Consider the following 15808-nt stretch of genomic DNA (forward strand, 5'->3'; position numbering starts at 1 on the left):
TACTATGTATACTGAGGGCTGTATTGGGACTGGGGACGAATCAATTCAAAATTCAAAATTCAAAATTCAAAATTCAAGAAGGATTGCTCCCCTTGCTCCCTCTGCTCCCTGCTTTCTGCCTTCTGACTTCTGCCTTACTTCCATGCAAAAATCTCGGCGAATTGCAAAAATCGGTGCTTATCTACGTCCCCACTTGCGAGATGCAACGTTGGGGATTTTGGCTTTGTTGTCTGTCAACGCATTAGGTGTTTATATTCCTTGGTTAATTCGCGCTTGTGTTGATCAAATTGCGAAAAACTTTAGCTGGCAGGAAATACTACGTTATGTTGTAATCATTGTTTTACTCAGTTCGGCGATGTGGTTGATTCGCATGGCTTCGCGTCTGTGGATATTTGGCGTAGGGAGACAAGTAGAATTTGACCTCAAACAAAAGATTTTTGAACATTTACTGCAATTAGAGCCAGCTTATTTTGCCACTAATACTATTGGTGATTTAATCAGCAGGGCTACTAGTGATGTAGACAATGTGCGGCGGTTGTTGGGTTTTGCGGTGTTAAGTTTAAGTAATACAGTGTTTGCTTATGCCTTAACACTGCCAGCAATGTTAGCAATTAGCGTCAATCTCACATTGGCTGCTATTGCAATGTATCCTTTTATGTTTCTGTTGGTACATTTATTTAGCAATCGGCTACGTCAGAAACAAGCCAAAGTCCAAGAGAAAATCTCTGATATTAGTGAACTCATCCAAGAAGATATGAGTGGCATGGCTTTAATTAAAATCTATGCCCAAGAAGCAAATGAACGTCGAGCCTTTGCTCAAAAAAATCAAGAATTATTAGAGGCAAACTTAGCATTAGCGAAAATTCGCAATATTTTGTTCCCTCTGATTGGTGGTTTAGCGGGGTTAAGTTCACTCATCATTATTTGGTTAGGAACAGCACAAATTACAACTGGTAATTTGGCGGTTGGTGATTTTTTGGCGTTATTAATTTATGTAGAAAGGTTAGTTTTTCCCACGACTTTGTTAGGTTTTACTATTACTGCCTATCAACGGGGGGAAGTGAGTATAGACCGCTTAGAAGCGATATTTAGCGTCCAACCCAAGATTAAAGATAGTCATGATGCCATTCATTTACCTTTAGCTGAAGTCAAAGGAGAATTAACAGCGAAAAATCTCAGTTTTAGTTATCCAGGAGCAAGGCAATCAGCTTTAGATCGTATTAATTTTACAATTCACCCTGGGGAAACAGTCTCCATTGTGGGGGCAATTGGTTCAGGAAAGTCTACTTTGGCTAATGCTTTACCGCGATTGTTAGATATTGCCCCAGGACAGTTATTTTTAGATGGGGTGGATATTACCAAGATAGCTTTAACTGATTTACGCAGTGCGATCGCCTACGTACCTCAAGATAGCTTCTTATTCAGCACTACCATCAAAAATAATATCCGCTACGGCAGTCCCGAAAGTGACCAGTTAAATATAGAATCTGTGGCGAAATCAGCCCAAATTCACCCAGAAATCATGAACTTCCCCCAACAGTATGAAACCATCGTAGGGGAAAGGGGAATTACTCTTTCTGGCGGTCAGCGACAACGCACAGCTTTAGCAAGGGCGATGTTAGTCAATGCACCAGTGTTAATTTTAGATGATGCCCTTTCGAGTGTAGATAATCAAACTGCTACCCAAATCCTCAATCATTTAGCCAGTGGTGTAGGACGCAAAACCGTAGTATTTATCACTCACCAACTTTCGGCGGCGGCAGCAGCTGACCGAATTTTCGTCATGGATAAAGGTAAAATCGTCCAAGTAGGCAATCATCTAGAACTGATGCAGCAAGAAGGAATGTATCGCCAACTCTGGAGTCAGCATCAGGTAGAAGAATTATTGCGATAGGGGCATAGGGCATAGGGCAAGCAGGAAGTGTGGGAGGGGTGGGAGGTGTGGGAGGATAGGGAAGAAATCTTTCCCCCTCTCTCCCCACACTCCCCACACTTCCCCATCTTCCCAGTCCCCAATCCCCACCCTAGCGGAAAGTCTAATGGTCATCGCTGCCAAATCAGGGTAGTATGCGATGCCAGAAGCGCGATCGCTAGGGGTTTTTAGTTGTGGTTTATGCACAAATCAAAGCCAAGTTAACTGGACTTTTTCCCCAGTCACCAGGGGTAGAAGTTGCTAATAATGGTGTTGTTCCTGGGGAAATGAGTGTTGTACCACAAATTCCTTTGGGGGTTGATGAGGTATATAAGCGTTATGTTTGTGAGAACAGCAACCCTTTAACTTGTGCATGGACGCAAAAAAGCCTGGAACAAGACCCCACGGCGAAACAATGCCTTAATTGCGGTTTTCCGGCGATTTTACCCCCCAAAACTGAAATTCGCGGCTATCGGGGACGATACCGCATAGATGGCTTTTTGGGAGGACGGGGAATGGGACGCTTGTACCAAGGTGTGCAGCTTGCAGACCAGCAGCCTGTGGTCATTAAGGAATATCTTTTACCACAACGGGTTTTTAATCAAGAGGAAACCAGGGAAAAAAAACAGGCTTTTGAACGGTTGGCGGGTTTAAGTTTAGCTGATGGTCGAGTTCAGGATATCCGCTTGATTTTACCTTGGGATGCGATCGCTGATCCCACAGCCGAGCGTTGTTATCTTGTCACCACTGGTATTCAAGATACCTATCCCACTTTGCGGAAGTATCTTCATGAACATGGTGCAATGAATGAAAACGAGGTTTATCATGTGCTGAACCAAGTGCTGCAAACATTGCAATTTCTCCACGGTCAAAAATTTACCTTACCTTCCGGTCAAGTACAACAAGGAATTGCACATGGTAATCTCAGTTTAGATAGTTTGTTATTAATTGCCCATGAACTAGAGTTTTTTACCCATGTTTGTGATTTAGCAGTTTGGGAAACTTTATTTGAATTACCTAATACTAAACAAAGCTCACCTACATTTACTCAAGATTTAAAAAATTTAGGATATATCGCTTTTTATTTATTATCTGGAAATACTGTAGACTCCAATAATCAAGCACTTGACCCGAAAATAGAACAGCATTGGCCGTCGGTGAGACAGGAATTTCAGGCTTTTCTGTTTCGCTTGTTAGAACTAGATAAACCATTTATTAGTGCCGAAGAAGCCAGACAAGCACTGATTCAAATTACACCAGTTACTCAAAACCAAGTTTTAGTCATAGAAGGGGAAGAAGAAACTAAAAAAACTTTTCATCCTCTTTATTGGTTATTGCTAAGTCTTTTAGGATTAGCATTTTTGGCTGGAATTATTTGGTTATTAATCAAAATATTTTATAAGCCAGAAGTGACTACACAAGATGCGGTAGTTTGTTGTTTAAAAGATGTGCCTGGTGTACCTCCAGGTAAATACAATTATACGGGCGAAAAATCGGCTACTTGGAGTTATATTTTACAGCAAAGCAATTTAATTTTACAAAATCAAACTTTAGAAGAGAAGCTCAAAGAGAGCCAACCTAAACTACAAATTAATTATCGACCAGAAGAGAAATTAGAAATAGCGATCGCTAAGGTTCAATCTGGTCAGTATAATTTTGCTGTGACTAATTTGGTTAATCAATTACCACAACAAATGAGATATAAAGAATTTGCCTATGACGGCTTGGTAGTTTTTGTGGCTTTTAGCTACTCTCAACGAGACCAAAATTTACCTGAACCCTTGCGGGGTCAAATTAGTCTTGAGCAATTGCGAAATTTATATACAGGCAAAATTAAATATTGGAATCAATTAAATCCTCAGTTACCTAAATTACGTGTAAATTTATATATACCCTCAGAAGCAGAAGCAGTAAATATTTTTAAAGAAAGAGTTTTAAAAGAACCTAATGCTATAGATACATTTGAGCGACTACAAAAAATAAATAACCAGCAGGATACATTTACAGATAATGAGCCTATAGTAATTACTCGCTTGCATACCTTAGAAATGGTGAGAAGGATTTTACAAGATTTTGAAAAAGACGATAAAAATCAAGCTGAAAGGATTGGCAGTATAGGTTTTGCGACACTTAGTCAAGTATTTGGACAGTGTTCCGTATATCCTTTAGCCATCGTAGATGGTAATCAAGAAGCTGTACAATCTTTAGTCCAGAGTGATACAAATAAACCGATAAATCCCAAGACAGACTTATGTGATGATAAAGGAAGTTATAGTCCTAATCTTGAAGTTTTCAAGAACGGAACTTATCCCCTGAGTTATCCAATGGTTGTAGTTTATCTAGGAGATAATAGCCGTCCTCCCATTGGACAAAAATTTGCTGAAATGCTCAAAACGCAAGAAGTACAGAATCTCTTAGAACAAACTGGATTAGTACCTTTACAAAAAAACAATAAGTAATATGAAAGATGCAGACAAACAGATATTACTAGCAAAACTAGCAGGTAAAATTTTAGGCGATCGGCAATTATTAGGAATGCTTGGCGATAGAGTTTATGAGTTAATGCTAGAAGAATTACGTCTGACAAAAGAGCGCAATAGAAATTAATTAAGAGGTAAATAATGACTAATACTGCTCGCGAATTAAATTATGTAACCACTAATAGATTTTATGTAGAAATGGAAAGCAGTATCACCGCTTGCTTTACCGAATGTCAAGGATTAGGTGTGACAGTCAAAACAGAGAAATTCTCCGAAGGTGGTGTAAATGATCAACAAAGAGTGCTGTTAAACCCAGCAGAGTTTTCTGATGTCACACTGAAGCGAGGAATTACTAATGATTTAACCTTCTGGACTTGGATGAGTCAAATTTTGAGTAGTGTTGGTGCTAACGCTAAACAACGTCGTAACGTCAATATTTTATTATTTAACCAAGCTGGAGAAATTATGCAATGTTGGACTCTGATTGGTGCTGTTCCTATTGGATGGAAAGCACCCAGTTTTAGCGCAGAATCCAACACAGTAGCTATTGAAGAATTGACCTTAACCTATGAAGGCTTAAAAGTTGATAAGACTAGAGCAGGCGGTGCATCCATTTTATCAGGTCGAGATAGTGCGGGATATTTTTCTAGTAACTAGATTAGTGATTTATGACAGATAAATTAGCAGCTAATTTTGGTGAGTACCCAGAACTAGGAATTAAAAAACCATTACTTCCTCATAAGCCTTTGGGACAAAAATTAATCAGACCTAAATTTTTGTCGCCTTTAGGTTATCAATCTCTATCAAGTTTTGATAATTTAATATTTTCTGATTTTGAACTGACAGATGATACTTCTTCTAGTAATTTAAGTGCCACACAATTTTCATCTGAATCTCAGCCTGCGAATTTAAAACAATCGAATTTAACCTTACAAAGATTTCCTAATAACAATAAATTTATCACTCTTAATGTTCCAGATAATTTAGTTATTCAACCACAACGAGAAAATCAGCCTTCTATTTCCAGTTCACCAGAAATCACATCAACAACACCAACAAATTCTGCACCTGAAACCACAGTTATTCAGCCACAACGAGAAAATCATTCATCCGTTGATAATTCAGCAGCATTATCGCACTCAGAAATAATTACATCCAATACCACTAACTCAACACCTGAAATCACATTAATTCAACCACAACGAGAAAATCAGCCATCAGTTGAAAGTTCACCAGAAATCACATCAACATCAACATATTCGGTGACGGAAACCACATTAATTCAGCCGCAAATGGAGAATTATCAAGCAGTTGGTAATTCAGAAGCATTATCACACTCAGAAGTAACTACATCAAACACAACTAACTCAACACCTGAAACCACAGTTATTCAGCTACAACTGGAAAATCAGCCATCAGTTGAAAGTTCACCAGAAATCACATCGAAAACATCAACAAATTCTGCACCTGAAAACACAGTTATTCAGCCACAACGAGAAAATCATTCATCGGGTGATAATTCAGCAGCATTATCGCACTCAGAAGTAATTACATCCAATACAACTAACTCAACACATGAAACCACGTTAATTCAAGCAAAACGGGAAAATCAGCCATCAGTTGAAAGTTCCGCAGAAATCACATCAACACCAACGCATTCGGCGACGGAAACCACACTAATTCAGCCGCAAATGGAGAATTATCAAGCAGTTGGTAATTCAGAAGCATTATCACATTCAGAAGTAACTACATCAAACACAACTAACTCAACACCTGAAACCACAGTTATTCAGCTACAACTGGAAAATCATCCATCGGGTGGTAATTCGGAAGCATTATCGCACTCAGAAGTAATTACATCAAACACAACCAACTCAACACCTGAAATCACATTAATTCAACCACAACGAGGAAATCAGCCATCAGTTGAAAGTTCCGCAGAAATCACATCGAAAACATCAACAAATTCTGCACCTGAAACCACATTCATTCAGCCACAACGAGAAAATCATTCATCAGTTGATAATTCAGCAGCATTATCGCACTCAGAAGTAATTACACCCAATACAACTAACTCAACACCTGAAACCACATCAATTCAACCGCAACGAGAAAATCAGCCTTCCATTTCCAGTTCACCAGAAATCACATCAAAAACATCAACAAATTCTGCACCTGAAACCACATTCATTCAGCCACAACGAGAAAATCATTCATCAGGTGATAATTCAGCAGCATTATCGCACTCAGAAGTAATTACACCCAATACAACTGACTCAAAACCTGAAACCACATTAATTCAAGCAAAACCGGAAAATCAGCCATCAGTTGAAAGTTCACCAGAAATCACATCAAAAACATCAACAAATTCTGCACCTGAAACCACAGTTATTCAGCCACAACTGAAAAATAATTCATCAGGTGATAATTCAGCAGCATTATCGCACTCAGAAGTAATTACATCCAATACAACTAACTCAACACCTGAAACCGCATTAATTCAACCACAACGAGAAAATCAGCCATCAGTTGAAAGTTCACCAGAAATCACATCGAAAACATCAACAAATTCTGCACCTGAAACCACATTCATTCAGCCACAACGAGAAAATCATTCATCAGTTGAAAATTCAGCAGCATTATCGCACTCAGAAGTAATTACACCCAATACAACTAACTCAACACCTGAAACCACGTTAATTCAAGCAAAACGGGAAAATCAGCCATCAGTTGAAAGTTCCGCAGAAATCACATCAACATCAACATATTCGGCGACGGAAACCACATTAATTCAGCCGCAAATGGAGAGTTATCAAGCAGTTGGTAATTCAGAAGCATTATCACATTCAGAAGTAGCTACATCAAACACAACTAACTCAACACCTGAAACCACAGTTATTCAACCACAACTGGAAAATCATTCATCAGTTGATAATTCAGGAGTATTATCGAGCTCAGAAGTAATTACACCCAATACAACTGACTCAACACCTGAAACCACAGTTATTCAGCCACAACGAGAAAATCATTCATCAGTTGAAAATTCAGCAGCATTATCGCACTCAGAAGTAATTACACCCAATACAACTAACTCAACACCTGAAACCACGTTAATTCAACCGCAACGAGAAAATCAGCCTTCCATTTCCAGTTCACCAGAAATCACATCAAAAACATCAACAAATTCTGCACCTGAAACCACAGTTATTCAGCCACAACGAGAAAATCATTCATCAGTTGATAATTCAGCAGCATTATCGCACTCAGAAGTAATTACACCCAATACAACTAACTCAACACCTGAAACCACGTTAATTCAACCGCAACGAGAAAATCAGCCTTCCATTTCCAGTTCACCAGAAATCACATCAAAAACATCAACAAATTCTGCACCTGAAATCACATTAATTCAACCACAACGAGAAAATCATTCATCAGTTGATAATTCAGCAGCATTATCGCACTCAGAAATAATTACATCCAATACCACTAACTCAACACCTGAAATCACATTAATTCAACCACAACGAGAAAATCAGCCATCAGTTGAAAGTTCACCAGAAATCACATCAAAAACATCAACAAATTCTGCACCTGAAACCACAGTTATTCAACCACAACGAGAAAATCATTCATCAGGTGATAATTCAGCAGCATTATCGCACTCAGAAGTAATTACACCCAATACAACTGACTCAAAACCTGAAACCACATTAATTCAAGCAAAACCGGAAAATCAGCCATCAGTTGAAAGTTCACCAGAAATCACATCAAAAACATCAACAAATTCTGCACCTGAAACCACAGTTATTCAGCCACAACTGAAAAATAATTCATCAGGTGATAATTCAGCAGCATTATCACACTCAGAAGTAATTACATCCAATACAACCAACTCAACACCTGAAATCACATTAATTCAACCACAACGAGGAAATCAGCCATCAGTTGAAAGTTCCGCAGAAATCACATCGAAAACATCAACAAATTCTGCACCTGAAACCACATTCATTCAGCCACAACGAGAAAATCATTCATCAGTTGAAAATTCAGCAGCATTATCGCACTCAGAATTAATTACACCCAATACAACTGACTCAACACCTGAAACCACGTTAATTCAAGCAAAACGGGAAAATCAGCCATCAGTTGAAAGTTCCGCAGAAATCACATCAACATCAACATATTCGGCGACGGAAACCACATTAATTCAGCCGCAAATGGAGAGTTATCAAGCAGTTGGTAATTCAGAAGCATTATCACATTCAGAAGTAGCTACATCAAACACAACTAACTCAACACCTGAAACCACAGTTATTCAACCACAACTGGAAAATCATTCATCAGTTGATAATTCAGGAGTATTATCGAGCTCAGAAGTAATTACACCCAATACAACTGACTCAACACCTGAAACCACAGTTATTCAGCCACAACGAGAAAATCATTCATCAGTTGATAATTCAGCAGCATTATCGCACTCAGAAGTAATTACACCCAATACAACTAACTCAACACCTGAAAACACATCAACATCAACATCAACATATTCGGTGACGGAAACCACATTAATTCAGCCGCAAATGGAGAATTATCAAGCAGTTGGTAATTCAGAAGCATTATCACACTCAGAAGTAACTACATCAAACACAACTAACTCAACATCTGAAATCACATTAATTCAACCACAACGAGAAAATCAGCCATCAGTTGAAAGTTCCGCAGAAATCACATCAACATCAACGCATTCGGCGACGGAAACCACATTAATTCAGCCGCAAATGGAGAATTATCAAGCAGTTGGTAATTCAGAAGCATTATCACAGTCGGAAGTAGCTACATCAAACACAACTAACTCAACACCTGAAACCACAGTTATTCAGCCACAACGAGAAAATAATTCATCAGGTGATAATTCAGCAGCATTATCGAACTCAGAAGTAATTACACCCAATACAACTAACTCAACACCTGAAATCACATTAATTCAACCACAACGAGAAAATCAGCCATCAGTTGAAAGTTCACCAGAAATCACATCGAAAACATCAACAAATTCTGCACCTGAAACCACAGTTATTCAGCCACAACGAGAAAATCATTCATCGGGTGATAATTCAGCAGCATTATCGCACTCAGAATTAATTACATCCAATACAACTAACTCAACACCTGAAAACACAGTTATTCAACCACAACGAGAAAATCAGCCATCAGTTGAAAGTTCCGCAGAAATCACATCAACATCAACATATTCGGCGACGGAAACCACATTAATTCAGCCGCAAATGGAGAATTATCAAGCAGTTGGTAATTCAGAAGCATTATCACAGTCGGAAGTAGCTACATCAAACACAACTAACTCAACACCTGAAACCACAGTTATTCAGCCACAACGAGAAAATCATTCATCAGGTGATAATTCAGCAGCATTATCGCACTCAGAAGTAATTACACCCAATACAACTAACTCAACACCTGAAAACACAGTTATTCAACCACAACGAGGAAATCAGCCATCAGTTGAAAGTTCACCAGAAATCACATCAACATCAACATATTCGGTGACGGAAACCACATTAATTCAGCCGCAAATGGAGAATTATCAAGCAGTTGGTAATTCAGAAGCATTATCACACTCAGAAGTAACTACATCAAACACAACTAACTCAACATCTGAAATCACATTAATTCAACCACAACGAGAAAATCAGCCATCAGTTGAAAGTTCCGCAGAAATCACATCAACATCAACGCATTCGGCGACGGAAACCACATTAATTCAGCCGCAAATGGAGAATTATCAAGCAGTTGGTAATTCAGAAGCATTATCACATTCAGAAGTAACTACATCAAACACAACTAACTCAACACCTGAAACCACAGTTATTCAGCCACAACGAGAAAATCATTCATCAGGTGATAATTCAGCAGCATTATCGAACTCAGAAGTAATTACACCCAATACAACTAACTCAACACCTGAAATCACATTAATTCAACCACAACGAGAAAATCAGCCATCAGTTGAAAGTTCCGCAGAAATCACATCAACACCAACGCATTCGGCGACGGAAACCACATTAATTCAGCCGCAAATGGAGAATTATCAAGCAGTTGGTAATTCAGAAGCATTATCACATTCAGAAGTAACTACATCAAACACAACTAACTCAACACCTGAAACCACAGTTATTCAACCGCAACGAGAACATCATCCATCGGGTGATAATTCAGCAGCATTATCGCACTCAGAAGTAATTACATCCAATACAACTAACTCAACACCTGAAACCACATTAATTCAACCGCAACGAGAAAATCAGCCTTCCATTTCCAGTTCACCAGAAATCACACCAAAAACACCAACAAATTCTGCACCTGAAACCACAGTTATTCAGCCACAACTGGAACATCATTCATCAGTTGATAATTCAGCAGCATTATCGCACTCAGAAGTAATTACACCCAATACAACTGACTCAACACCTGAAACCACGTTAATTCAAGCAAAACCGGAAAATCAGCCATCAGTTGCAAGTTCCGCAGAAATCACATCAACATCAACATATTCGGCGACGGAAAGCACATTAATTCAGTCGCAAATGGAGAATTATCAAACAGTTGGTAATTCAGCAGCATTATCACATTCAGAAGTAACTACATCAAACACAAATAACTCAACACCTGAAACCACATTTATTCAACCGCAACGAGAACATCATCCATCGGGTGATAATTCAGCAGCATTATCGCACTCAGAAGTAATTACACCCAATACAACTAACTCAACACCTGAAACCACATCAATTCAACCGCAACGAGAAAATCAGTCTTCCATTTCCAGTTCACCAGAAATCACATCAAAAACACCAACAAATTCTACACCTGAAACCACAGTTATTCAGCTACAACGAGAAAATCATTCATCGGGTGATAATTCAGCAGCATTATCGCACTCAGAAGTAATTACACCCAATACAACTGACTCAACACCTGAAACCACGTTAATTCAAGCAAAACGGGAACATCAGCCATCAGTTGAAAGTTCCGCAGAAATCACATCAACATCAACGCATTCGGCGACGGAAACCACATTAATTCAGCCGCAAATGGAGAATTATCAAGCAGTTGGTAATTCAAAAGCATTATCACAGTCGGAAGTAGCTACATCAAACACAACTAACTCAACACCTGAAACCACAGTTATTCAGCTACAACTGGAAAATCATTCATCAGGTGATAATTCAGCAGCATTATCGGATTCAGAATTAATTACATCCAATACAACTAACTCAACACCTGAAAACACATTAATTCAACCGCAACGAGAAAATCAGCCTTACATTTCCAGTTCACCAGAAATCACATCAAAAACACCAACAAATTCTGCACCTGAAACCACAGTTATTCAAGCACAAATAGAATATCAGCCATCAGTTTACAATTCATCAGAAATCACATCAACACCAACACATTCGGCAACGGAAACTACATTAATTCAGCCACAACCTGAGAAGTATCTATCAGTCGATAATTCAGTAGCATTATCGCAGTCAGAGGTAACTACACCCAATACAACTAACTCAACACCTGAAATGGATAATATTAAATCTGTAAACAAGAACGATGCGACAAAAATTATTCAAGCGAAAAATACAATAATTCCTGAGTTACCTCAAGCTATCGAAAATATCTCAATTCTCTCACCAATATCTCAACCATCGGCATTAATTATATCTAGGTTGATTGATAACAAATCACAAAATACAAAAAAATCTACAAACGTTGACTATAAATCAACATCCAAAATCCAAAGAAAACAAAATGAAGAAGTATCAGATTCTTGGTCTAGCATTGCTGACTTAGTAGATGGGATACCAGCTATTAATCATACTAAAAAAATAGTAATTCAACCTGAAATTGATAAAGAACAATGGCAAAAAGTTTTACCTAATAAAAATAAGCGATCGCCAAACCTTTATCAAACTATAAAACATCATCATCAATCCCCACCCAACATTAGTTTCTCATCTAAAAATAACTCTAGGAATGATTTAATACAGACATTCTCGAATCCTGCTGAATCACCAATGATACAAATGGTTAAGAATGACTCTGAACAACCAGAATCTAATAATAACTTAACTAAGGACGAAACCGAAAATATAGAAATACTTGCCCAAGAAATATACAAAATACTCCAACAACGTTTAGCAATAGAACGAGAACGCCGAGGTAATAATTATTCAGGACGATTACCTTGGTAAATTCAACAGTCAACAATTAACAGTCAACAATCATGAGTACCACCCTTTTAGTTAAAGCCAAATTAATTGCAACAGAACAAGCTGCACCCGATATTGAATTTATGTTCAATCCCACCCAGCTAGATTTTTCCCAACAAATCAACCTCACCAAAAGCAGTGGTGCGCGGACTGGACGAGGATTACCCAAAGTCAGCTTTGCCTATCCCGAACCTTGCATCCTGACTATTAACAACATTATCTTTGATACCTACGAAGCAGGTACAAGCGTCCTAACTCATCTGAAAAAATTTGAAAAAGCCGTCAACTTTGCAGAGGCTGGAACAGGTGTAGATAAACGTCCACCTATATATATATTTACTTGGGGTGATCAACAGTATATCCGTTGTTTTGTTCAGTCACTTAGCTATAGTTTGACGCTATTTTTACCAGATGGTACGCCTGTAAGAGCCAAAGTAAACCTGACACTAGAAGAAGTAGACGAATCAATTACACAACCAGGAATGGGCGCACCTGCTAGCGTCAATAGAGGCGGTGACAACAGAAGCAAGCGCAAGTAATTCGACTTTTGGTTAATAGCCTAGTGCCATTGATCCTCTTAGGCTATGGAAAACCCATTGTGCTTATCCTATGCCCGGAGTCAGTTACATCCCCGAACCCCTATTGCAAATTGATAATACTGATGCTTCAAAAGAATTAATTGAAGACATTTTGCAAATCTCTGTAGAAGAGAGTCTCCATCAACCAGGGATGTTTACCTTAGTCATTCGTAATGACTACTTTCCCGGAAAAACGACTGAAACTACCTGGAAACATCAAAGTTTATTTGCTATTGGCAAAAAAATCAAAATTGGCTTTGTTTCCAGCACCACAGAAAACGCAGAGTTTCAGGATGTAGAACAGGGTTATGTATTGGAAGGGGAAATCACTGCTATAGAAACTGAATTTACACCTGAATCACAAGCTCCGATTGTGATTCGGGGTTATGATATTTCTCACAGATTACATCGGGGACGTTATAACCGTTCTTTTCAAAACGTCACTGATAGTGATGTTGTCACCCAAATTGCAGGTGAAACAAGTATCACAACCGGCACAATAACTACCACAACTCCCGTTCATGAATACATCTTTCAAGAAAACCAAACTAACATGGAATTCTTGCGAGAAAGAGCCGCCCGCATAGGTTTTGAATTATACGTGCAGGATGGGAAACTCAACTTTCGTCAACCCACACAAAACCAGACTTTATCTCTGAAATGGCTCAAAGACATTCACAGTTTTCGTGTTCGTGTCACCAGTGCGGAACAGGTGAGTTCTGTAGAAGTGCGGGGTTGGGACTACTCTACAAAGAAATCAATTGTATCAACAGCCACAACAGAACAAGTAATTACCAGTACAGATAATGGTAAAGGTAGCCTCAGTAGCAAGAAATTTACCATTCAGCCCAAGATGATAGTTGTAGATCAACCTGTGTTTAGTACAGCTGAAGCGCAAAAAATCGCTCAAGCTTTGTGTAACGAACTGGGGGGAGAATTTGTCTATGCAGACGCGAAAGGAGAAGGTAATCCTTTAATTAGAACAGGAAAAGTCATCAAGCTGACAGAGATGGGGAATTACAGTGGCAGTTATTACGTTACAGAAACTCGTCACCTCTTCCAAAAGCGCAAATATACCACAGAATTTAGTGTGCGGGGATTACGTCCAGGAGACTTATTCGCTACATTAACCCCGCAGCAACACTTGCAACCAGGACAAACTCTGTTAGTGGGAATTGTCAGTAATAATAAAGATCCTAAAGGTTGGGGTAGAGTCAGAGTGAAATTTCCCACCTTGACTGAAGAACATGAAAGTAATTGGGCGAGAGTAGTAAGTGTAGGTGCTGGGCCAGGTAGGGGTTTTGATTGTTTACCAGAAGTTAATGATGAGGTTTTAGTAGCATTTGAACATGGTGATATTCATCGCCCCTATGTAATTGGTGGGGTGTGGAATGGTACAGATGCGCCACCAGAAAGCGTAAATGATACCATTGTCGATGGTAAAGTCCGCCTCCGCACCTTTAAAACTCGTGTTGGACATAAATTACAGTTTGTAGAAGAAGATAAAGGCACTAAAAAAGGCGTTTATTTACAGACAATAGGTGGTCATAATTTTCGTTTAAATGACAGTGATAAATTTGTAGAATTAGAGACAACTGGCGGACATAAATATCGTGCTGATGATAGTGATAAAACAATTAGTTTAAATTCTACTGGTGATATTGCAGTTAAGTCGGGAACTACTGGTACAACAAAGAAAATTAGTGTAAATGGCGGAGAAATAGCCCTAACTGCCACGCAAAAAATTAGCCTCACTGTTGGGGGTACTAGTATAGAATTAACTCCTAGTGGCATTACTATGAGAACCACTGGAACAGTGAGTATACAAGCTGGTAGCTCTATGAGTGTACAATCTGGTGGTTCTTTGAGCGTAACCTCTGGTGCGTCAATTAGTGCTTCTGCGGGTGCGTCAATTAGTGCTTCTGCGGGTGCGTCAGTTAGCATTAATGGCGCAGCCACAGTTGGCATTATGGGCGGTATAGTTAGGCTGAATTGTTAATAGTCAATAGTCAATAGTCAACAGTCATTAGTCATTAGTCATTAATACGTTGTCTTCCTTGTCTCCTAATCCCCAGTCCCCAATCCCTACCAGTCCCCAGTCTCCAATCCCCAGTCCCCAATCCCCAATCCCTAATTCCCTATGTTTCCAGCCGCACGACTTACTGATTTAACTGTTACCGGTGATCCAATTACTGCACCTGGTGTTCCTAATGTGTTGATTATGGGTTTACCCGCCGCTTGTGTTGGTGATTTGGTGGTGGGGCCTGTGATTACAGGTAATATTGTGATGGGTTCTTTGACTGTATTAATTGGTGGGCGACCAGCTGCTAGAATCACTTCTCAGGTAGCTGGTGTGAATACTGTAACTGGTATACCTTTAACTACTGTTGTAGGGATAGGTGCGCCGACTGTATTGATTGGTGGTTAAATTTAACAGGACTTACGCAAGTGTTACAATTGATAGCTGGTGCGTGATGCGATAATTCTCATGACTACGTTTAAATTCTGTCACAGCGTCACACACCCTACAAAAAAATATGCCAGTTGCGG

The 15808-nt window shown here is 39.1% G+C and carries 8 protein-coding genes; all 8 read left to right on the forward strand.

What is annotated here, in order from left to right; all coding sequences use genetic code 11:
• The first annotated feature begins 142 nt into the window (after positions 1–142).
• The 8 genes from CLI64_RS17830 to CLI64_RS17860 all read left to right on the forward strand — a co-directional run bounded on the left by CLI64_RS17830 (position 143) and on the right by CLI64_RS17860 (position 15686).
• Entirely contained in the window at positions 143–1894 is a 1752-nt protein-coding gene (locus CLI64_RS17830) for an ABC transporter ATP-binding protein (RefSeq protein WP_103140782.1), read from the forward strand.
• Between the two features lie 212 nt (positions 1895–2106).
• Positions 2107–4371 carry a substrate-binding domain-containing protein gene (locus CLI64_RS17835; RefSeq protein WP_225977381.1) on the forward strand — a complete coding sequence of 755 codons (2265 nt, stop codon included), beginning with the start codon at positions 2107–2109 and terminating at the stop codon, positions 4369–4371.
• Between the two features lies 1 nt (position 4372).
• On the forward strand, positions 4373–4519 hold the full coding sequence (locus tag CLI64_RS30850; RefSeq protein WP_157943289.1) for a hypothetical protein: 147 nt from the start codon (positions 4373–4375) through the stop codon (positions 4517–4519).
• A 14-nt stretch (positions 4520–4533) separates the two neighbouring features.
• The gene (locus CLI64_RS17840; protein WP_103138459.1) at positions 4534–5049 is read left to right on the forward strand and encodes a phage tail protein; all 516 of its coding nucleotides are present in this window, start codon (positions 4534–4536) and stop codon (positions 5047–5049) included.
• A gap of 11 nt (positions 5050–5060) precedes the next feature.
• Positions 5061–12662 carry a hypothetical protein gene (locus tag CLI64_RS17845; protein ID WP_103138460.1) on the forward strand — a complete coding sequence of 2534 codons (7602 nt, stop codon included), beginning with the start codon at positions 5061–5063 and terminating at the stop codon, positions 12660–12662.
• A 32-nt stretch (positions 12663–12694) separates the two neighbouring features.
• Complete coding sequence (locus tag CLI64_RS17850) at positions 12695–13219, forward strand: hypothetical protein (RefSeq protein WP_103138461.1); 525 nt, start codon at positions 12695–12697, stop codon at positions 13217–13219.
• A gap of 70 nt (positions 13220–13289) precedes the next feature.
• Positions 13290–15257 carry a VgrG-related protein gene (locus tag CLI64_RS17855; RefSeq protein WP_103138462.1) on the forward strand — a complete coding sequence of 656 codons (1968 nt, stop codon included), beginning with the start codon at positions 13290–13292 and terminating at the stop codon, positions 15255–15257.
• A 141-nt stretch (positions 15258–15398) separates the two neighbouring features.
• Entirely contained in the window at positions 15399–15686 is a 288-nt protein-coding gene (locus CLI64_RS17860; RefSeq protein WP_103138463.1) for a PAAR domain-containing protein, read from the forward strand.
• The last annotated feature ends 122 nt before the right edge of the window (positions 15687–15808 follow it).

The sequence above is a fragment of the Nostoc sp. CENA543 genome, assembly GCF_002896875.1.
Lineage (GTDB): Bacteria > Cyanobacteriota > Cyanobacteriia > Cyanobacteriales > Nostocaceae > Trichormus.

Coding starts and splice junctions, on each gene's coding strand:
- CLI64_RS30850 (WP_157943289.1), top strand. CDS start 4,373: ATGAAAGATGCAGACAAACAGATATTACTAGCAAAACTAGCAGGTAAA.
- CLI64_RS17860 (WP_103138463.1), top strand. CDS start 15,399: ATGTTTCCAGCCGCACGACTTACTGATTTAACTGTTACCGGTGATCCA.
- CLI64_RS17830 (WP_103140782.1), top strand. CDS start 143: ATGCAAAAATCTCGGCGAATTGCAAAAATCGGTGCTTATCTACGTCCC.
- CLI64_RS17840 (WP_103138459.1), top strand. CDS start 4,534: ATGACTAATACTGCTCGCGAATTAAATTATGTAACCACTAATAGATTT.
- CLI64_RS17855 (WP_103138462.1), top strand. CDS start 13,290: ATGCCCGGAGTCAGTTACATCCCCGAACCCCTATTGCAAATTGATAAT.
- CLI64_RS17845 (WP_103138460.1), top strand. CDS start 5,061: ATGACAGATAAATTAGCAGCTAATTTTGGTGAGTACCCAGAACTAGGA.
- CLI64_RS17850 (WP_103138461.1), top strand. CDS start 12,695: ATGAGTACCACCCTTTTAGTTAAAGCCAAATTAATTGCAACAGAACAA.